Genomic DNA, 21,180 nt, shown 5'->3' with positions numbered 1-21,180 from the left:
GGTCACCGGCAAGTAAGCCATGTCGGCGAATTCAACAAGGAGGTTCGACAATGTCTCTGAAAACTGGGCTCCGCAAGAGCCAATCCACCATCCTGGCCACGGCACTGGCTGCCGCGCTCACGGGTTTCGGCGGCGCAGCAGTCGCGCAGGACGCACCGACCCTGACCAAGGAGCAGTTCGATCGCGCCAACCTGCTGTACTTCCAACAGTGCGCAGGCTGTCACGGTATTCTGCGCAAGGGCGCAACCGGCAAGAACCTCGAGCCGGAAAACATGCTCAAGCTCGGCCAGCAGCGTCTCGAGCGCATCATCGCGCTCGGCACCGAAGGCGGCATGAACAACTTCGACATGATGTATTCGAAGGAAGATATCGCGCTGCTCGCTACCTATCTCCAGATGGACGTACCTGTGCCGCCGGAGCGCAATATCGCCCAGATGCGGGAGAGCGTAAACCGTTACGTCGAGCTGTCTGACTACCCGACCAAGCCGCTGCATGGCCGCAACTGGCAGAACTTCTTCCTGGTCATCGAGCGTGATCATGGTTCGGTCTCCGTCGTCGATGGTGACACCAAAGAGCTGGTTGCCCGCATCCCCACCGGCTACGCGGTGCACGTGCTGAAGTCAACCGAAAACAACAAGGCGGTGCCGCACGCCAACCCCGAGGAACTGGGTCGTTTCTGGTACACCATGGGTCGTGACGGCAAGATGACCAAGATCGACCTCTGGCAAGTTCCCGAGAAGATGCTGGTGGCCGACGTGCAGATCGCTTATGACGCCCGCGACGTCGCAGTGTCCGGCGATGGCAAGTACGTCATTGGTGGGGGCTACTGGCCGCCGCACTTCGTCATCCTCGACGGCAAGACCATGGAGCCGCTCAAGGTGGTGTCTTCGCGCGGCATCAACGTTGATGGCGAGTATGTAAATGAGTCGCGTGTTGCCGCAATCTACGATACTCCGCATGCACCGAGCTGGGTGGTCAATATGAAGGAGCTGGGTCAGACCTGGCAGGTTGACTACTCCGATATCGACAATCTGCGTATCGAGATGATCGACAACGCGAAGTATCTGCACGATGGCTTCTTCGATCCGACGGGTCGCTACTTCCAGATTGCGTCCAATGCATCGAACATCATGTCGATCATGGACACCAAGACCCGCAAGCTTGAGGCGCTGATCGAAGTCGACGCCCTGCCGCACCCGGGTCCGGGCGCGAACTGGGTTGATCCCAAGTGCGGTCCGGTGGGCGCCACGCCTCACCTCGGTGTCGGCAAGATGACCGTCTGGGGTAACGACCCGATCAATCATCCGGATCACGCCTGGAAGATCTGCTACGAGGTCGACACCGATGGTCCGGGCCTGTTCATCCGTCAGCACGAGAACAGCCGCTACGTTTGGATTGACCAGACCATCCACCCGGATCAGGAAGTCCAGCAGTCGTTCAAGATCATCGACAAGGAAACTCGTGAGGTCGTGAAGACTGTCAGGCTGGCCGAGCGTACTGGTGACGTGGCGGTGCACTTCGAGTTCAACCAGGATGGCTCCGAAGTCTGGGTGTCGATCTGGAACCGCGGTGACAGTCTGCAGCCGAACGGCGAATTGGTTGTGTTTGATGCCAACACGTTGGAAGAGAAGGCTCGGGTCAAGGACCTCTACGCCCCGACCGGCAAGTTCAACGTTTATAACCGTACCAACCACAAGACCTGATCGGTCTTGAAGCCTCCTTGCGACGTGCCTTTTCCGGGGCGTCGCGAGGAGGCAAGCGCCACCGGGTTCCGGGATGAAGCTCTCCGTTCTTTTGTTATTCAGCCTGTTCGCCAGCGCAGCTCTTGCGGCTGACGAGGATTACGCGGCCATGGTCGAGTTGGCCTGGAAGCGAGGCTGCTTCAACTGCCACGACGTGGAGCAGAAGGTCCGGGGTCCGGCATGGCGCGATGTCGCAGTACGTTACCGCGACGATGAAACAGCCTTCGGTCGCCTGATCGTTACAGTCCGTGATGGTGGCAGGGGCAATTGGGGAAATGATTTCATGTCTCCTAACCGGCGAGTGCCGGAAGAGGACATCAAGCGACTGGTCGCTTGGCTGCTCACCCTGGAGTCCGAGAGGTAGCGCCAGGCAGAGACCGGCAAGTGAGAAGCCTTCGCTCGTGTTTCGGGCAGGGCGGGACAACAAACACGTGACAACCTGACGAGTGATCAAAATGGCCGAGCAGACGCCCGAACCAAAAAAAGGACTACTAGCCCGACTCAAGAAACCCAGTAGCACCCTGTCGCTTGGAGCGCTGTTGCTGATGGGGTTTGTAGGGGGCGTGTTCTTCTGGGGTGGTTTCAATACCGTTATGGAATGGACCAACACCGAGAAGTTCTGTATCGGTTGTCATGAGATGTATGACAACGTCTATACCGAATACAAAGAAACGATTCATTACAACAACCGGACCGGCGTACGCGCAGTGTGTTCCGATTGTCACGTGCCCCGTGAGTGGGGACCCAAGATGGTCCGCAAGATTCAGGCTTCGCGCGAGGTCTGGGGCAAGCTCACCGGCACCATCAACACCCGCGAGAAGTTCGAGGCCAAGCGGCTGGAGCTTTCCCGTCGCGAGTGGAAACGCATGCTGGCCAACGACTCACTCGAGTGCCGCAACTGCCATGGACTAGTGTACATGGATCTCGAGGCTCAGGCGTCGCGTGCGGCGCGCCAACATGCACGAGCCAAGGAAGATGGCACCACTTGTATCGTCTGTCACCAGGGCATTGCGCACCAGTTGTCCGACGACATGGAAGATGAAGACTACTTCAACTGACCGAATCGCTGAACCCGTAGAGGGTCATGGAGGAAACATGAAGAAGACCGTTATCGCTGCATCGATCGCCGTTCTGGCCTCGGCTCCCATCGCCACTTTCGCGGCCCAGCCCGACTGGAGCACGGTCGAGGCGACCGAAATCACCTTGTTCTATCCAGGTGTCTCGCCGATGGAGTGGATTCTTGGTGACATCCGGGTCGATCGTGCCCGCCACGGTGGTGGCCGGGCCTTCAAGCAGGGCGATACCTGTGCCGACTGCCATGCCGACGAAGTGCGGCAAATGGGTGAAACCATTGTTTCCGGCGAGAAGCTCGAGCCCAACCCGGTGGCTGGCAAGCCGGCCGCAATCCCGGTGAGTGTTCAGGCAGCACACGATGGAGACAGCCTCTTCCTGCGTTTCTCATGGACGCAGCCGGCTGCTGCCAGTGCCAAGGGCGCTGACGATGCCAACCCGGTGAAGCTCGCCGTGATGTTCGACGCAGGCAAGGTCGAGATGGCCGATCAAAGCGGTTGCTGGGCGAGTTGCCACGCGGATTCCCGCACCATGCCGGACGGTAGCGACGGCAAGACCAAGTATGTCAAGGATGGCTCGCTCTCCGGTGGGGTGTTCTACGATCTGATTCAGTGGCGCAGCGGCGAGAACAAGGCGATCGACGGCCATGTCGCCGAGGAGCGCGTCATGGAGGGCGGTAGCGCGCTGGTGGGTGCCGAAGGCAAGCTCGACGGTGATACCTGGACCGTGGTCTTCGAACGCAAGCTTACGGGCGGCGCCGCGGGCGATATCGCCCTCGAGGCTGGCAAGCGCTACAACTTCGGCTTCGCGATCCACAACGAACACGCCGCTGGCCGTTACCACCATGTGTCGCTCGGCTACACGCTGGGAATCGACGCCGACGGCGATGTCGTCGCCAAGAAGCAGTAAGACTTGACGCCCCGTCGCCGAGTCATTGGCGGCGGGCTCATCGAGGAGAGACGAAATGCGAGTCCTGATTCATACGGTTGTTTTGCTCACGGTAGCAGGGGTTGCGACCTGGGCATCGGTGCTATCGGCTGCAGTCTGATACCGGGTTCGACTATCTCTGAAAAGCAAAACGGCGGTCAGTGACCGCCGTTTTGTTTTGGTGAAGCGTGGTTCGACGGTGCGTTTCGCCTTTGGCTCAGCACACCCTATCACGCACCTTGATGCCGTGCGATGTGGCTATCAATGCCGTTCGGGCTGAGCGAGGTAAGCCCCGCGGCAGGCGTGGCAAAGCGAGTCTTTGAAAAGGCACTCCCGTTCGCCCTGAGCATGTACGCCGTTCGCCCTGAGCCCTTCGGCTGCACTCAGGAGAGCCTTGTCGAAGGGCGACTTCGGCAGTGCCGACAATCGGTCTTCGACCGGCTCAGCCCGAACGGTAGTGAAGTTTCGCGCACTTTCAGGAAGATGACCTTTGGAAACTGCTTCTTGAGAGCCTGTAGAAGCCCAGTCGCCCCGAACGCCCAGCAACTTGATCAGGGCGAACGGCGTGGCGCAATTCGTTGCGACACCCTCAATCACTAGCGCTGCGATCGAACTCTCTGGCACGCGCCGCACGAAATGCGGCTTCGTTCTGCCGTGCGGCTTCGTCCGCAACCCAGTCGAGCAAGGGGCCCTGAGGGTTGTCGCGCTGGGATTCAGCGCAGGCTGTGACGCATTGTGCGCACTGGGTGCAGGTGAACATGTGACGTTTGATGTTGCGCGGCTTCAGTCGCATCGGGCAGACCGCTTCGCAGGCGGAGCGCCGATCCGGCAGGCAGCTCCCGCATTCGGACGCGCGTGCACGCTGAAATCCGACCACCATGGCGTCGCGGTTGCCCATCCACGCCAGGCTCTGGAAGAGCCCTACAGCACACGCGAAGCGGCAGAAGAGGTGGCGTGCAAAGAGAAACTCGAGGCTCAGAACCGTGGTTGCCGCGCCGATGAACAAGGCCTGATTGCGGGTCAGTGAAGCGCTCGCGAGGTTCCCATATATCTCAGCCGGGGGCAGTAGATAGGTCAGCAGTACCACCGCCCAGACGAAAGCGAACCCGATCGCCGCCGGCACCACAGCGAACCACCAGCGCGCGTCGGCGCGCCACGGCTTGCCATCCGGTTTCCAGGGCGGCAGAGGCTGACGTTCCCATACGCTGGGTTTGCCCGAGGCCCGCTGCATCAGTTTGTTGATGGTTTCGACCACCGAAAAGTGGGGGCACAACCAACCACAGTAAAGCCGCCCCCATTTCCACGCGGCGAACAGAAACAGGGCAGCTCCGCCGAGAAGCGGCAGAAAGAGTCGAAACAGCACGTTGCCAGCGGCCTCAAGGGCGCTGATTTCGCCTGCGCTGAAGGCGTCAAGGCCGAGGCGCCATTCCATGCCGAGCAGCCAGGCGTGCCCGGCGGTGAGGTCGTAGCGAAGAATATTGAAAACCGGCGCGAGCGCGAACAGGGTGAAGAAGCCTATCTGCCAGATCAGCCGCCGGCGTTGGCGACTGATCGCGGTGACGTCCGCAACCGGAATGGTGGGGTACTGCGGCTTTCCGTCCGCGCGGCCCTTCGGGAATGCGCGGCTCATGGCAGGATGCTCAGGGTTTGCGCTCGAGTGGTGGTCCGAGCACTGGATAGCGGTAGGGCTGTGCGAGGATCGCCCTGTTGACGGCGATGACGCCGAACAGGATCAGTGTGGCGTGAAAACATGTGAAGTAAAGCACCCCGATGACCCAGGACCACGGATTGTCGAAGCCACCAAGGACGAAGATCGCGATACTCATCCCGACCAGAATCGCGCCACCCTTGATACTGGTGATGAAAGCCTGATCGAGGTGGTTGCGCTCGAGCTCGGTCGCACCATCCCGTTTGGTAAACCACAGCCAGGTGATAGCCAGGAAACCCAGCACCGGAATGATCATCAGGTTGGCGAGAAACAGGGACTGGACCAGGATGGCAAGCCGGGGACCGGGCGCGCTTTCCTTTAGCAGGTTGGGTTGGCGGTCGGTCATCTTGGGTTCTCTCTGTTCATCGGCCAAAGGTTGCGGAGACGACCTCCATGAGCGCGTCGGCTACTTCGGGGTCGTCGGTTAGGCTTTCGACGATGGATGCCCGGCAAGCGACCACCGGATCCATGCCCTCGCGCATCAGTGTAGCGGCATAGACGAGCAGGCGGGTGCTGGCGGCTTCCTCCAGATCCTGATCCTTCAGCGTTCGCAGTGCCTGCGCGATCCCCACGAGGCGTCTGGCGACATCCTCGGAGCATCCCGACTCGCTTATGAGGATGGCCTGTTCGCGCTCTGGCGTCGGAAAATCGAAACGCAGGCTGACGAAGCGTTGCCGCGTGGAAGGCTTCATGCCCTTGAGCAGGTTCTGATAGCCTGGGTTGTAGGAGACCACGAGCATGAAGGAGGCGGGCGCCTCGAGCAGTTCGCCAGTGCGGTCGATGGGCAGAATGCGGCGATCGTCTGCGAGCGGGTGGAGGACGACGGTCGTGTCCTTGCGTGCCTCGACGACTTCGTCAAGATAGCAAATACCCCCCTCACGTACCGCGCGGGTGAGCGGGCCGTCACACCATACGGTCTGGCCATCGCCGATGAGATGGCGACCTACGAGGTCGGCCGCGGTAAGGTCGTCGTGGCAGGCTACGGTGTAGAGCGGCAGGTTAAGCCGCGCGGCCATGTGGGCGATAAAGCGGGTCTTGCCGCAGCCGGTCGGACCCTTGATGAGCAGCGGAAGACGGTTCTTCCAGGCGTGTTCGAAGACCGCGATCTCATCGTCGCAGGCTTGGTAGAAGGGTATTTCGGGATTGGGTGTTTCGAGCTTCATGCCGGAGATCCTCGAGCAGTGAGCCATTCGGGCAGGTTATTGGCAAGTATCCGGATAGCGGCGAAATGCGACCTTGATTCAGAACAATCGCGTTTGCGCGCGCACAAAAAAACGGGGCGGCATTCGCCGCCCCGAAACCACCCCCTCATGCACCGGGGGACTGGAGAGACACTCGTATCAGGTAATGAGCGGCTTGCTTTCGCCTTTGACGAAGAAGCTCCACACGTAGGTGATCAGGCCGATGAAGAAGGCCACACCTGCCCAGAACCGCATCCAGTAGAACAGCGTGAGCTGGTCCTGCGCCATCATGAACGACATCGGGGTGTCGGCCACGCGCTGCAACCACACCTGCAGAATGCCGGCGGCGGTCAGGAACAGCGTGATGAACACCATCGCGATGGTCATGATCCAGAAGCTCCACATCTCGAGCACCTGGGCGCGCTGGTCGTTGGCGGCACGGCCGCGCATGATCGGCATCGCGTAGCTGATGATGCAGAGGACGACCATCACGTAGGCGCCGTAGAAGGCCATGTGGCCATGCGCCGCAGTGATCTGGCTGCCGTGGGTGAAGTAGTTCACCGGAGCCAGGGTGTGCAGGAAGCCCCACACGCCGGCGCCGAGGAAGGCCATCACACCGGTACCCAGTGCCCACAGCACGGCAACCTTGTTCGGATGCTCGCGCTTGCGGCGGTTGACCATGTTGAAGGCGAAGACGGTCATCGCGAAGAAGGGGATCGGCTCCAGTGCGGAGAAGATCGAACCCCACCACTGCCAGTAGGCCGGCGTACCGATCCAGAAGTAGTGGTGACCGGTACCGATGATGCCGGTAACGAGAGCGAGCGTGATGATGACGTACAGCCACTTCTCGATCACTTCGCGGTCGACACCCGTGACCTTGATCAGCACGAAGGCGAGCAGTGCGGCCATGATGAGTTCCCACACACCTTCCACCCAGAGGTGGACGACCCACCACCAGTAGAACTTGTCGAGCACCAGGTTGGCCGGGTTGTAGAAGGCGAACAGGAAGAAGATCGCCAGGCCCCACAAACCGAGCAGCAGCACGATGTTGATCACCGTTTTGCGGCCCTTCAGCGTGGTCATGCTGATGTTGTAGAGGAAGGCCAGAGCTACGATGACGATGCCGATCTTGGTGATCAACGGTTGCTCGAGAAACTCTCGACCCATGGTGGCGAGAATGTCGTTACCGGTCATCGACGCCAGCGTGTTGTAGTCGATGAACAGGTAGCCGAGAATCGTCAGCGCGCCGGCGGTCAGGAAGATCCAGAACAGCGCAATCGCCAGCTTCGGGCTGTGCAACTCGGTTTCAGCCTCTTCGGGCACCAGATAGTAAGCGGCGCCCATGAAGCCCATCAGCAGCCACACGATGAGCAGGTTGGTGTGGACCATGCGGGCCACGTTGAACGGGATCTCCGGGAACAGGAAGTCACCGATGACGTACTGCAGGCCGATGATCAATCCGAAGATGATCTGACCCACGAATAAGCCGATCGCCGCGATGAAATAGGGCATCGCGACCGCTTGTGATTGGTATTTCATTGTTTATCCCCTTGCAGTTTCCAAATCGCGAACCAGGCTCAGCCTTCGATGTTTGGCGGCCAATTCTGGGTGTTGATGCCCGAGGTGTAACGGAAGAACTCGACCAGATCATCAAGCTCCTGGTCGGTCAGATGGAACTGCGGCATCTGCCGGCGACCCGGTGCGTTGGTCGGCATCGCCTGCATCCACGCCTTGATGAAAAGGGGGCCACGACGCTCATAGACGTTGCCAAGCTCGGGCGCAAAATACGCGCCTTCGCCGAGCAGCGAGTGACAGCCGAGGCAGTTTCTGGTTTCCCAGATGTGCTTGCCGGCGATCGCCCCTGGGGTGAGTTCGCCGCGGTTGTCGGTTTTCGGCAAGACCCTCATGGTGTCGAAGGTCAAGGCCAGGAATAGCAGGAAAAAGAAGACGGTCCCGCCGTAGAAGATATTGCGGGCCATCGCCTTGGTGAAGGTGCCGCTCATGGTTTTCCCCCAATTGTTATTCAAGAATGCGAGCGAGTCGCGGGATAACCCGAAGGTTGGGGGCATTCTGTGTTTCACGGCCCGGGCGCTCCATGATGTGAATCAATTCCGAGGGCCTGTTCATCGTTCGCCATGGAGAGCGAGAACAGGCCACAGTCGGCGCGGCGGGCAGTCGCAAGGCGAAAAAAAACCGGCCGCATCGCGGCCGGTTCTGCGAGAGTCTGCGTCGGTCAGGCAAGTGCGACCGGGATCTTGCCGATGCGGGCCTGCCATTCCTTCGGCCCGGTTTCATGCACGCTGGTGCCCTTTGAGTCGACCGCGACGGTGACAGGCATGTCTTCTACGGTGAACTCGTAGATCGCCTCCATTCCCAGATCCTCGAAACCGACGACCTTCGCTTCTTTGATCGCCTTGGACACGAGATAGGCCGAGCCGCCGACCGCCATCAGATAGGCAGACTGGTTGTCCTTGATCGCCTCAATGGCGACCGGGCCGCGCTCGGACTTGCCGATCATCGCTATCAGACCGGTCTTCTCGAGCATCATCCGGGTGAATTTGTCCATGCGGGTCGCGGTGGTGGGGCCAGCTGGGCCGACGACCTCGTCACGCACGGGGTCGACCGGGCCGACGTAGTAGATCACCCGGTTGGTGAAGTCCACCGGCAACGGTTCGCCTTTGGCCAGCATGTCGGCGATACGCTTGTGGGCTGCGTCTCGGCCGGTGAGCATCCTGCCGTTGAGCAAAAGGGTTTGGCCGGGCTTCCAGGACGCAACTTCCTCGCTGGTCAGCGTGTCGAGGTTCACGCGGGTGGCGACATTGGTATCGGCCTTCCAGGTGACCTGAGGCCAGTCCTCGAGCTTGGGCGTCGGCAAATGGGCCGGGCCGGAACCGTCGAGATGGAAGTGAACATGGCGGGTTGCCGCACAGTTCGGGATCATCGCCACCGGCAGCGACGCCGCATGGGTGGGGTAGTCCATGATCTTGACATCGAGCACGGTGGTCAGACCGCCAAGGCCCTGGGCGCCGATACCGAGTGCGTTGACCTTCTCCATCAACTCGAGGCGGAGTTCCTCGACGCGGGTCAGTTCAGCGCCGGATGCAGCCTTATCCTTGAGTTCGTGGATGTCGACCGGCGCCATCAGTGACTCCTTGGCGAGCAGCATCGCCTTCTCGGGCGTACCGCCGATCCCGATGCCGAGGATGCCCGGCGGGCACCAGCCCGCGCCCATCGTCGGCAGTGTCTTGAGCACCCAGTCGACGATCGAGTCAGACGGGTTGAGCATGACCATCTTGGATTTGTTTTCCGAGCCGCCACCCTTGGCAGCACAGATGACCTCCACGTCGTCACCCGGGACGATCTCGTAGTGCACCACCGCCGGGGTGTTGTCCTTGCTGTTCTGGCGTTTGCCGGCCGGGTCGAGCAGCACGGAGGCGCGCAGCTTGTTGTCCGGATGGTTGTACGCGCGGCGCACGCCTTCGTTGATCATCTCCTGGACGCTCATCTGCGCGTCCCACTGCACGTTCATCCCGACCTTGAGAAAGACGACCGCAATGCCGGTATCCTGACAGATGGGGCGATGGCCCTCGGCGCACATGCGCGAATTGGTCAGGATCTGGGCGATCGAATCCTTCGCCGCAGGGCTCTCCTCGCGCTCGTAGGCTTCGCCGAGCGCCTTGATATAGTCGAGCGGATGGTAGTAACTGATGTACTGGAAGGCGTCCGCAACGGACTGAATCAGGTCTTCTTGGCGAATCACGGTCATGGTTATCTCCGCTGGTTTGGGCGACGGGGTCGTCGAACAACCCGATATTCTATCAGCCGGTGCCCGAGGGGCGGAGCATGCTCCCCGCCTCAGCCCCGGTTTTCGTCATTTTCCGCATGGCTCAATTGCCAATGTGTAAGTCCTGTGTAAGATAGATATTCTGTAATGCCGAGCTAACCGCGACGCTACGTACGCCAGAACAAGGGCCGGAATCGACCGGTCCCGCCATCGATCTGCGGGTTGATGGCATGATGCTTCAACCAATTCATTAAGTTGAGGAGAGGTGAGTATGTCCAACGAACAGCAGATCCGCATCTATAACCCGTCCGAAGAGGCCGTCAAGAGGGCCCGGGTGTCAGGAATGGATGCGTACCGCGCGCTTTGCAAGGAGGCGGAGGACGACTACGAAGGCTATTGGGCGCGTCATGCGCGCGAACTGCTCGAATGGAAGACTCCGTTCACCCAGGTGCTCGACGAGAGCAATGCGCCGTTCTTCAAGTGGTTCGGCGACGGCAAGCTCAATGTCTCCTACAACTGTCTCGATCGCAACGTCAATAACGGCCTGGGCGACAAGGTCGCGCTGATTTTCGAGGCCGATAACGGCGACGTCACCAAAGTCACCTACAAGGACCTGCTGTCGCGTGTCAGCAAGTTCGCCAACGCCTTGCGTGGGATGGGTGTCAAGAAGGGCGATCGTGTCGTCATCTATATGCCGATGTCCATTGAGGGCGTTGTCGCAATGCAGGCCTGCGCCCGTATCGGCGCCACTCACTCGATCGTGTTCGGCGGCTTCTCGGCTCATGCCCTGCGCGACCGCATCGAGGACGCCGGCGCCGTAGCGCTCATCACTTCCGACGGTCAGTTCCGCGGCGGCAAGGCCCTGCCGCTCAAGCCGATTGCCGATGAGGCTCTTGGTCTCGGCGGTTGCGACTGCATCAAGAACGTGGTCGTGGTCAAGCGCACCGGCGGCGACGTGAAAATGGTAGAAGGCCGTGACACCTGGTTCCACGAAGCGGTGGCCAACCAGTCCGAGACCTGCGAACCGGAGTGGGTCGAGTCCGAGCATCCTCTGTTCGTCCTCTACACTTCTGGCTCCACCGGCAAGCCCAAGGGCGTTCAGCACTCGTCCGGCGGCTACCTGCTGCAGGCAATGATGTCGATGCGCTACACCTTCGACATCCAGCCCGACGATGTTTACTGGTGCACCGCCGACATCGGCTGGGTCACCGGCCATACCTTCATCGCCTACGGTCCGCTCGCCTGCGGCGCGACCGAGATCGTATTCGAGGGCGTGCCTACCTTCCCGGATGCCGGTCGTTTCTGGAAGATGATCCAGGACCACAAAGTCAGCATCTTCTACACCGCTCCGACCGCGATCCGCTCGCTGATCAAGGCTGCGGACAACAATCCGTCGGTTCATCCGGGCAAGTACGATCTTTCCTCCCTGCGCCTTTTGGGTTCGGTGGGTGAGCCGATCAACCCGGCCGCTTGGGAGTGGTATTACGAGCATATTGGTGGCAGCCGTTGCCCGATCGTAGACACGTTCTGGCAGACCGAGACCGGCGCGCACATGATTACGCCGATGCCGGGCGCGACGCCGATGGTGCCGGGTTCTTGCACGCTGCCGTTCCCGGGCATCCAGGTCACTGTGGTGGACGAAACGGGCACCGAAGTGCCTTGGGGTCAGGGCGGCATCCTGGTCGTCAAGCGTCCGTGGCCGGCGATGATTCGCACGGTGTGGGGCGATCCGGACCGCTTCAAGAAGACTTACTATCCGGACGACTTCAAGGGCAAGCTTTACCTCGCGGGCGATGGTGCCATCCGTGATGCCGAAACCGGCTACTTCACGATCACCGGTCGTATCGACGACGTGCTGAACGTTTCCGGCCACCGTATGGGAACGATGGAGATCGAGTCCGCGCTGGTGGCGCATGAACAAGTCGCCGAGGCCGCGGTCGTTGGTCGTCCGGACGACGTCACCGGCGAAGCGATCGTCGCCTTCGTGGTACTGAAGGGCCCGCGTCCGACCGGAGACGAAGCCAAGGCGGTGGTCAAGGAATTGCAGACCTGGGTCGGTCAGGAGATTGGCCCGATCGCCAAGCCCAAGGACATCCGCTTCGGCGAAAACCTGCCGAAGACACGCTCCGGAAAGATCATGCGTCGCCTGCTTCGGCAGCTGGCCAAGGGCGAGGAGATTACCCAGGATACTTCGACGCTCGAGAATCCGGCGATCCTCGATCAGCTCAAGGGTTAATCCAGTGGTTGCTGCCGGCGAGTGACCCGCGAGAGGTCACCCCGGCATAGAACAATGGAGGAAGCCGGACACCAAGCCGGCACAGTGGAGGGGAAAAGCGCGCGAAAGCGCGCTTTTTTTTGCGTGCGCCCTGCAGGGCGCACTCACCCGGGTTGCAGGTCTACCCTCGTCCGGTGCTTGCGCTCGCTATAATGAAGCGGCGTGGACTATCCCCTGGAGATCCGAATGCGCAGAGGACTTGCCAGGCAGCGATTGGTTGCCCTGTTCTTTGCAGCGGCGTTTCTGTTCAATTATCCGCTGCTTTCACTTTTCGACCGCTCCGAACAGGTGTTCGGTCTGCCGGTTCTCTTTGTCTATATCTTCGGTGCCTGGGCGTCGGTGATCGCATTGATTGCCTGGACCGTCGGCCGGCGGAAAGGCTGACGGCGAACCGATGATCTCTGCGCCGCTCGTTATTGCCGTTTCATTCGCGTACCTGCTGGTGTTGTTTGCGATGGCCTATTTCGGCGACCGGCGAGCGGAGCAGGGGCGGTCGATCATCGCCAACTCGTGGACCTACGCGCTGTCAATGGCGGTCTACTGCACTGCCTGGACCTACTTCGGCAGCGTTGGTCGTGCCGCCTCGGATGGGGTGTGGTTTCTGCCGATCTACCTTGGGCCGACCCTGGCGCTTGCTTTGTCCTGGCTGATCATTCTGAAGATGATCCGTATTGCCAAGGCCTACCGGATCACCTCGATCGCCGATTTCATCGCCAGCCGTTACGGCAAAAGTCATTTGCTGGGCGGTCTGGTTACGATCATCACGGTGATTGGCATCATTCCCTACATCGCCATCCAACTCAAGGCGATCGCGACTGGGTATGCGCTGCTCACGCATGACAGCGTCGATGGATTCCGGGCGGTTCATGAGACGCACTGGTTCCAGGACAGCACGCTTTACGTGGCGCTGATCCTGGCGGTGTTCACCATCCTTTTTGGTGCGCGGCATCTGGATGCTACCGAGCGCCATGAGGGCATGGTGGCGGCGATCGCGTTTGAATCGGTCGTGAAGCTCGTTGCCTTTCTAGCCGTTGGTGTGTTCGTGACTTACGGGATCTACAACGGTTTCGGGGACATCTTCTCGCGGATCCAGGCGCACCCCGAGTACGCACGCCTGCTGAGCTTCGAAGGAGCCAGCACCGCGGGCTACGGCGGGTGGTTTGGCATGGTGTTGCTGGCGATGTTCGCGGTGATTTTCCTGCCGCGGCAGTTTCAGGTGACCGTGGTCGAGAATGTCAATGAAGAGCATTTGCGCCGCGCGGCCTGGCTCTTTCCACTCTATCTGTTGCTGATCAATATTTTCGTGTTGCCGATCGCCTTTGGCGGTTTGATGCATTTCGGGGTCGGGTCCGTGGATCCGGACACCTTTGTGCTTTCGTTGCCCTTGTCCCATGGGATGGAGGCGCTTGCACTGTTCGTTTTCGTTGGGGGCCTGTCCGCGGCAACGGGGATGGTGATTGTCGAAACCATCGCCGTGTCGACGATGATCTGCAACGACCTCGTGATGCCCTGGTTATTGCGTAGCAAACGTTTCAGCCGTTCAGCGCATCCGGACTTGTCCGGGCTTCTACTGGTGATCCGGCGTGGCGCAATTCTGATCGTGGTATTGCTTGGTTATCTGTATTTCCGGTTGGCGGGCGAGGCCTATGCGCTGGTTGCAATCGGTTTGATGAGTTTTGCTGCGGTCGCGCAGTTTGCTCCGGCCATGTTGGGTGGCATGTACTGGCGCGGTGGTACGCGTGAGGGCGCGCTGGCGGGACTGCTCGCAGGTTTCGGGGTCTGGGTGTACACCCTCATGCTTCCCTCCTTTGCGAAGTCGGGATGGCTGGACCCTGCATTTCTCGAACATGGGCTCTTTGGTATCGAGCTACTGAAACCCGAGGCTTTGTTCGGATTGCAGGGGCTCGACAATATCAGCCATGCCCTGTTCTGGAGTCTGGCGGCCAATATTGGCTGTTATGTCTTTGTTTCGCTGATGAGGGCGCCCAGTGCACTTGAGGCAAGCCAGGCCACCTTGTTTGTCGATGTATTCAAGCGCGAGGGTGCAACTGCAACCACCTTGTGGCGTGGTAGCGCTGAGGTTCGCGATCTTCAGCAATTGGTGGCCCGCTTTCTCGGCCAAGGCAAGACCGTGCGCTTGTTCCGCGAGTATGCACGGCAAAGGGGCTACGCGGGGATCAACAGCATCCCCGCGGACGCAGGCTTGGTGCATTTCGCTGAGACTCAGCTTGCCGGTGCGATCGGCAGTGCCTCGGCGCGAGTCATGGTCGCGTCGGTCGCGCAGGAGGAGCCACTAGGTCTCGACGAGGTCATGAACATTCTTGACGAGGCGTCCCAGGTTCGAGCCTACTCCCATCAGCTGGAAGAGAAATCACGCCAGCTGGAGGCAGCGACCGAGGAACTGCGCGCGGCCAATGAGCAGCTCAAGGAGCTCGACCGGCTCAAGGATGACATCATGAGCTCGGTGACACATGAGTTGCGTACGCCGCTGACTGCAATTCGGGCGCTTTCAGAGATGATGTTCGAGGACCCCGAAATTGACCTTGTCGAGCGCAAACGTTTTCTTGGCATCATCGTGTCCGAGACTGAACGCCTGACCCGACTGGTCAATCAGGTGCTGGATCTCGCCAAGATCGAATCCGGGCACGCCGAGTGGCACAATACCGATATCGACATGCGTGAACTCGTCGAGCATGCGATCGACTCCACCCGACAACTGTTCAGCGATTGCGGCGCGGAGCTGGTGGTGAGCTTGCCGGAGCAGGCCCCAAAGCTGCTTGCAGACCGCGATCGCCTGCATCAGGTTTTGCTCAATCTGCTATCGAATGCAGCCAAGTTTGTGCCGAAGGAGGGTGGGCATGTGCGCGTCGAACTGGTCAGCGATGACAGGGAGGTCAGAGTGGAGGTCGAGGACAATGGGCCTGGTATCGCCCCGCAGTTCTTGCCTTACGTGTTCGAGAAGTTCCGTCAGGGCGGGGATCAGCGTGACCGTCCGCAGGGCACCGGCCTGGGTCTGCCGATCAGTCGCCAGATCATTGAGCACTTTGGTGGCCGAATGTGGGTGGAGTCGCCGCCGGGCCGGGGTGCGTGTTTTGCATTCGCCTTGCCGCTGAACAAGATGCGCTCGGATTCGGCGGACGCCGAACAATGACATAAAATGCAGGGATCAGAGGGGAGGCTAGATGGGAAACAAGATTCTCATTGCGGACGACGAGCAGAACATCGTGATTTCACTGGAGTTCCTCATGAAACGCGAGGGGTTCGAAGTGTCCATCGCGGTAGATGGCGAGGAGGCAGTGGATCGCATCCGCAGCGAGAAGCCCGATCTTGTACTGCTTGATGTCATGATGCCCAAGAAGAGCGGGTTCGAGGTTTGCCAGGAGGTGAAGGCAGACCCGGACCTCGCTGCGGTGAAGATTCTCATGCTCACCGCCAAGGGGCGCGACACCGAGGTGGCAAAGGGGCTCGCTCTCGGCGCCGATGCCTACATGACCAAACCCTTTTCGACGAAGGAGCTGGTGGAGAAGGTCCGCAGCATGCTGGCGGAGGGCTGAGCGATGAACGCCCGTACCCGCTTCGTCATCGCGATTGTCGTACTCGGCTTGCTGATGACCGGGCCCTTCCTGATTACTGCCCTGCTCATCTGGTTCAGCGCGGAACCCGACGATCAGTCGATGCTGGCGCAGCTCATCGGTCCTCGCCTGCCGCTGGGCGCGCTGATGACGATCGCCGGCTTGGCCATTGGCGTGTCGGTGGTGCGCAACCTCTTCAGACAATACGTGCAGGGCTTGCTGCGCATGGCCGAGCAGCAGCACCTTATGCTCGGCGCAAACCGCGACTTCCGCATCGAGCTGAAAGGCCCTCCCGAGGTTCAACGACTCGCGAGTACCGCCAATGCGCTGGCCCAGCAGCGCGATGAACTGCTCACCGACGTCGAAGCGCAGATTGCCAACGCCAAGCGATCGCTCGAGGCGGAGAAGGACCGTCTGGCGGCGCTGATGTCGGAGCTGACGCAGAGTGTCGTCGTATGCAATCTTGATGGCCGTATCCTGCTCTACAACAGTAGCGCGCGTCAGCAGTTCCGTGCACTGTCCGTCGCGCCGGGGGTGGCCGGCGGCGGGGAGCTCATCGGTCTGGGCCGATCGATCTACGGAGTGTTCGACCGCAATCTGGTCGCTCATGCACTCGAAACCATTCAACACAAATTGCGTAACGACGGCGTGTCGCCGGTCTCGAATTTCGTAACGACCAGTGGGTCGGGGCAACTGTTGAGAGTGCAGATGGCGCCGGTTCTCGCGGGTATCGGTACCGGGGGTTCATCCGAAGACAGCGCCGAAGCCGAGGCCGCGCGACGAATGACCGGCTTCATTCTTATGCTGGACAATATCACCCGGAATTTCGAGAGCGAGTCGCGCCGCGACCAGATGCTCCATACGCTGACCGAGGGTAACCGGTCGGCCCTCGCCAACGTACGTGCCGCGGCAGAAATGCTCGAGTATCCGGATCTCGATGACGCGCTTCGGCAACGTTTCAGGGGGGTCATTCGCGACGAAGTCAAGGCGATGAGTGAGCGTCTCGATGAGACGGCGACTGAGTTTGCGGATGCCCTCAAGGCGCGCTGGCCGCTGGAAGAGATGCTTGGCGCAGACCTGATCGCCGCCGCTCAGAGACGAATCGAGGCGCGCCTCAAGGTGCCGACGAAGCATGAGGAGATTGACGAGTCGCTATGGGTCAAGGTCGACAGCTTCTCCTTGCTCCAGGCCCTGCTTTACATGGTCAACCGCCTCTCCGAAGAATTCGAGGTTCGCGAGGTCCGTTTCCGACTGACTGGGGCGGGTCGTCTGGTGCACCTTGATCTCATCTGGTCCGGCCAGGCAATGAGCACTGAAACCGTGATGAGCTGGGAGCTCGAGCCCATGCGTTTCGATGGCGAGAGTAGCCCGCTGACTGTGCGCGACGTCATCGATCGTCATGGTGGCGAAATGTGGCTTGAGCGCGAGAAGGTTCGCCACCGTGCTTTCTTCCGCATTCTGCTGCCTGCTGCAAACCCGCAGGAACAGGTCGATCCCGCGTTGCTGACACGCGGCGAAGGCAGGCCCGAGTACTACGATTTTGATCTGTTCAAGTGGTCGGAGAAGTCACACGAACTGGACGACCGACTCCTTTCTGAGCTGACTTACACGATATTCGACACCGAAACCACCGGTCTCAACCCCTCCGAAGGAGACGAAATCATCCAGATCGGTGCAACCCGCATCGTCAATGGAAAACTGCTGCGCCAGGAGTCGTTCGAACAACTCATCGATCCGCGGCGCAAACTCAATCCCGAGTCGATTCCCATCCATGGCATTCAGCCTGAAATGCTTGTGGGGCAGCCGACGATCGACAAGGTCCTGCCTGCGTTCCATGCATTCGCCTCGGACACCGTGCTGATCGCTCACAATGCGGCCTTCGACATGCGTTTCCTGCAGATGAAGGAGTCGCACACCGGTCTGGTGTTCGACCAGCCGGTTCTCGACACACTTCTGCTCTCCGAGGTGCTGCATCCCAACCAGGAGTCTCACCGGCTGGACGCGATCGCGGATCGGCTCAACCTGCACATTGTTGGTCGACACACTGCGCTTGGTGACGCGATCGTCACCGCCGAGATCTTCATCAAGATGATTCCATTGCTGGCGGAGAAAGGCGTTCGCACGCTGCGCGAGGCACGCGAAGCCGCGGAGAAGTCCTACTATGCCCGCATCAAGTACTGATTCCGGCATGTGGTCTGGTTTGTCGCGGTGGAGTAGTGTCGCCGGTGGGCGACCGCGTTCCGTGAGGGCGGCTTGATGGCGAGCAGCGATTTTTCGCGCCGCCTGCGCCGCTATTATCTTTGGTACACCGGCGCGTTTCTGTTCTTCATCACCCTGCTGTCGATCGGCGAATACATGGGCATGTCCCAGTCCATGATCGGGCATGTCTTTCTTTTCGCGACGATTGCGATCTACGCCGGGATCGGCGTCATGAGTCGAACGTCCGACGTCACCGAATATTACGTCGCTGGACGAAAGGTTCCGGCGGTGTTCAATGGCATGGCCACCGCAGCGGACTGGATGAGCGCGGCCTCGTTCATCGGCTTGGCTGGTTCGCTCTATTTTGCAGGCTTCGAGGGTCTGGCTTTCGTTACTGGATGGACCGGTGGTTTCGTGCTGGTGGCGCTACTCCTTGCGCCGTATCTTCGCAAGTTCGGTCAATACACGATCCCGGATTTCCTGGGGGCACGCTACGAGGGTAATTTCGCCCGACTCGTCGGCCTTGCAGCTGCAGCCCTTGCGAGCTTCGTCTATCTCGTGGCGCAGATCTACGGCGTCGGTCTCATCACCAGTCGCTTCGTCAGCGTCGAGTTCGAGATCGGTCTTTTTATCGGTTTGGCCGGAATTCTTGTCTGCTCATTTCTTGGGGGAATGCGCGCAGTCACCTGGACCCAGGTCGCCCAGTATGTCATCCTGATAATCGCTTATCTCGTGCCGGTGGTGATTCTCTCCTACAAGGTCACCGGTGTGCCCGTGCCGCAAGCGGTGTACGGCACGGTTCTGGGGCAGCTTACGGAGAAGGAGAGCGAGCTTTTCAACGACCCTGCGGAAGTTGAAGCGCGAAACCAGTTCAGGGCCCGTGCCGATGATTACGCGGGCAAGATCTCGCATTTGCCGGAGTCGCTCGAGCTCGAGCGACGTACGCTGGTCGACAGCTTGAACCACATGCGCCTCCACGACGCGCCGGCTCGCGATATCGGACTGGCTGAGCGAGCGCTGCGAGACCTGCCGGTAAGCGCGGACGAGGCACGGGAGCGCTGGGAAAAAGCGCGGGAAGAGGCGTTGAAACGCGCCGAGGTGCCGCCAAGGCACGCTCAGGCTCACCCGGGCGCCACGCCGGAGGCCGAACGAATATCACGCAACAACTTTCTTGCGCTGGTCTTCGTACTGATGGTGGGCACCGCATCCTTGCCCCATATTCTCATGCGCTACTACACCACGCCGGGGGTCGTGGAAGCCCGCAAGTCGGTTTTCTGGTCGCTGTTCTTCATCTTCCTCCTGTACGTCACCGCGCCCGCTTATGCAGTGTTTGCAAAGTGGGAGGTCTACACGAATCTGATCGGGTCGCGTATCTCCGAGCTGCCCCAGTGGGTTGCATCCTGGGGCAAGGTCGGCATGGTCAAGATCGAGGACATCAACGGCGATGGCGTGCTCCAGCTTGCTGAGCTGTCGCTGAATACCGATGTGATCGTTCTTGCGACCCCGGAAATTGCTGGTCTGCCTTACGTTGTCGCAGGCCTGGTTGCGGCGGGCGGGCTCGCGGCAGCGCTGTCCACGGCCGACGGGTTATTGCTGACGATCTCCAACGCCCTGTCGCATGATTTCTACTACAAGGTCGTCAATCCCCGTGCCTCCACCCACCGCAGACTCGTCATCTCCAAGTCGCAATTGCTGGTGGTCGCGGTCGTGGCCGCATGGGTCGCGTCATTGAGGCCCGACAACATCTTGTTCATGGTCGGCTTGGCCTTCTCGATTGCCGCGGCATCGTTCTTCCCGGCCCTCGTTCTCGGGATCTTCTGGAAACGCGCCAACCGGATCGGCGCAATAGCCGGCATGGTGATCGGTCTGCTGACGACCCTGTTCTACGTTGTACGAACCCATTCGTTTTTCGGAGGTTCCATGGACAACGCGTGGTTCGGCATCGCCCCCATTTCGGCGGGCCTGTTTGGCGTCTTCCTCGGCTTCGCCACGATTGTCATCATCAGTCTGCTGACCCGTCCTCCACCTCAGGAAATCCAGAATCTGGTCGACTACGTGCGATACCCCAAGCTCAAGGGCGACGAACCGGATTTCGTAACTGAAGCGCGAGGCAGGGAGCTCTGACTGGTCGGTTGGAAAGGACGGCAACGCAGCCTCGGAGCAAGATCGAGACACGGAACAGATGCGCGCGGATTGGACATGTCCAACGCGGTCGCTTTTCACTTTGGCCGTCCTGGCTGATACCGGGGCTTCCGGTTCCCGCAATTTCTGCTAGAATCTCGCGCTTCCACGGAGAGGTGGATGAGTGGTTTAAGTCGCACGCCTGGAAAGCGTGTTCAGGGTAATACCCTGACGCGGGTTCGAATCCCGCCCTCTCCGCCAGAATAAGCCAAGGCCCCGAGAGGGGCCTTGTTGCTCAAGCGGTTGCGAATCCCGCGGCCGTGGTCGTCGGCTCGCAGGCGCAAGAGCAGCCCGTGGAGTGCAGAGCGGATTCTGGGAGTTGACGCTGCGTTTGTTCTGTTTATAATGCGCGGCTTGCTTCGGCGGCGGGTTGTTTTTGTGGCTGTCGGGGTTGGAGGAGGAGGTGGAGCGCGGTTTGGATTTGAGTGCTTCTGGGGGTTGACGAGTTGTTTGGTCTTCTTCATAATTCCGCTTCTTCGCTGCTTGGTCAGCGGTTCTTTAAAAATTTGAACAACCGATAAGATGTGGGTGCTCGGTATT

16 protein-coding genes and 1 tRNA gene are annotated in these 21,180 nt (G+C 60.2%); 11 read left to right on the top strand and 6 right to left on the bottom strand.

What is annotated here, in order from left to right; genetic code table 11:
* The first annotated feature begins 50 nt into the window (after positions 1-50).
* The 4 genes from GPA21_RS09175 (at position 51) to GPA21_RS09160 (ending at position 3,722) form a co-directional block, all read left to right on the top strand.
* Positions 51-1,703, top strand: a complete 1,653-nt coding sequence (locus GPA21_RS09175; RefSeq protein ID WP_168987903.1) for a cytochrome D1 domain-containing protein — start codon at positions 51-53, stop codon at positions 1,701-1,703.
* 73 nt (positions 1,704-1,776) lie between these two features.
* Positions 1,777-2,106, top strand: coding sequence for a c-type cytochrome (locus tag GPA21_RS09170; RefSeq protein ID WP_168987902.1), 330 nt, complete (start codon positions 1,777-1,779; stop codon positions 2,104-2,106).
* 91 nt (positions 2,107-2,197) lie between these two features.
* Positions 2,198-2,800: a NapC/NirT family cytochrome c gene (locus GPA21_RS09165; protein WP_168987901.1), complete on the top strand. Its 603-nt coding sequence runs from the start codon at positions 2,198-2,200 to the stop codon at positions 2,798-2,800.
* A gap of 37 nt (positions 2,801-2,837) precedes the next feature.
* Entirely contained in the window at positions 2,838-3,722 is an 885-nt protein-coding gene (locus GPA21_RS09160; RefSeq protein ID WP_168987900.1) for an ethylbenzene dehydrogenase-related protein, read from the top strand.
* Positions 3,723-4,329: 607 nt separating this feature from the next.
* Here GPA21_RS09160 and GPA21_RS09155 read toward each other — a convergent pair.
* The 6 genes from GPA21_RS09155 to GPA21_RS09130 all read right to left on the bottom strand — a co-directional run bounded on the left by GPA21_RS09155 (position 4,330) and on the right by GPA21_RS09130 (position 10,395).
* Positions 4,330-5,370: a 4Fe-4S binding protein gene (locus tag GPA21_RS09155; RefSeq protein ID WP_168987899.1), complete on the bottom strand. Its 1,041-nt coding sequence runs from the start codon at positions 5,368-5,370 to the stop codon at positions 4,330-4,332.
* Between the two features lie 10 nt (positions 5,371-5,380).
* Positions 5,381-5,794 (bottom strand): magnetosome magnetite crystal formation protein family, encoded by a 414-nt coding sequence (locus GPA21_RS09150; protein WP_168987898.1) that lies wholly within the window; start codon positions 5,792-5,794, stop codon positions 5,381-5,383.
* A 16-nt stretch (positions 5,795-5,810) separates the two neighbouring features.
* Entirely contained in the window at positions 5,811-6,611 is an 801-nt protein-coding gene (locus GPA21_RS09145; RefSeq protein ID WP_168987897.1) for a CbbQ/NirQ/NorQ/GpvN family protein, read from the bottom strand.
* 177 nt (positions 6,612-6,788) lie between these two features.
* Positions 6,789-8,168, bottom strand: a complete 1,380-nt coding sequence (locus tag GPA21_RS09140) for a cbb3-type cytochrome c oxidase subunit I (protein WP_168987896.1) — start codon at positions 8,166-8,168, stop codon at positions 6,789-6,791.
* A gap of 38 nt (positions 8,169-8,206) precedes the next feature.
* Positions 8,207-8,632: a c-type cytochrome gene (locus GPA21_RS09135; protein ID WP_168987895.1), complete on the bottom strand. Its 426-nt coding sequence runs from the start codon at positions 8,630-8,632 to the stop codon at positions 8,207-8,209.
* A 230-nt stretch (positions 8,633-8,862) separates the two neighbouring features.
* A complete protein-coding gene (locus tag GPA21_RS09130) occupies positions 8,863-10,395 on the bottom strand; it encodes a fumarate hydratase (protein ID WP_168987894.1) in 1,533 nt (510 codons plus the stop codon).
* Positions 10,396-10,684: 289 nt separating this feature from the next.
* On the opposite strand from GPA21_RS09130, the gene acs reads away from it, so the two are divergent.
* From acs to GPA21_RS09095, 7 genes are all read left to right on the top strand, one after another.
* Complete coding sequence (acs, locus tag GPA21_RS09125; protein WP_168987893.1) at positions 10,685-12,649, top strand: acetate--CoA ligase; 1,965 nt, start codon at positions 10,685-10,687, stop codon at positions 12,647-12,649.
* Between the two features lie 225 nt (positions 12,650-12,874).
* A complete protein-coding gene (locus GPA21_RS09120) occupies positions 12,875-13,072 on the top strand; it encodes a hypothetical protein (RefSeq protein WP_168987892.1) in 198 nt (65 codons plus the stop codon).
* A gap of 10 nt (positions 13,073-13,082) precedes the next feature.
* Complete coding sequence (locus GPA21_RS09115) at positions 13,083-15,839, top strand: sensor histidine kinase (RefSeq protein WP_168987891.1); 2,757 nt, start codon at positions 13,083-13,085, stop codon at positions 15,837-15,839.
* A gap of 31 nt (positions 15,840-15,870) precedes the next feature.
* A complete protein-coding gene (locus GPA21_RS09110) occupies positions 15,871-16,242 on the top strand; it encodes a response regulator transcription factor (RefSeq protein WP_168987890.1) in 372 nt (123 codons plus the stop codon).
* Between the two features lie 3 nt (positions 16,243-16,245).
* A complete protein-coding gene (locus GPA21_RS09105) occupies positions 16,246-18,441 on the top strand; it encodes a 3'-5' exonuclease (protein WP_168987889.1) in 2,196 nt (731 codons plus the stop codon).
* A gap of 75 nt (positions 18,442-18,516) precedes the next feature.
* Positions 18,517-20,583, top strand: a complete 2,067-nt coding sequence (locus tag GPA21_RS09100) for a sodium:solute symporter family protein (RefSeq protein WP_422614197.1) — start codon at positions 18,517-18,519, stop codon at positions 20,581-20,583.
* A 167-nt stretch (positions 20,584-20,750) separates the two neighbouring features.
* Positions 20,751-20,841, top strand: a tRNA-Ser gene (locus GPA21_RS09095).
* Positions 20,842-21,180 lie beyond the last annotated feature (339 nt).

The organism is Azoarcus taiwanensis (assembly GCF_012910885.1).
Lineage (GTDB): Bacteria > Pseudomonadota > Gammaproteobacteria > Burkholderiales > Rhodocyclaceae > Azoarcus_F > Azoarcus_F taiwanensis.
This window is presented reverse-complemented; position numbering and strand designations above follow the sequence as displayed.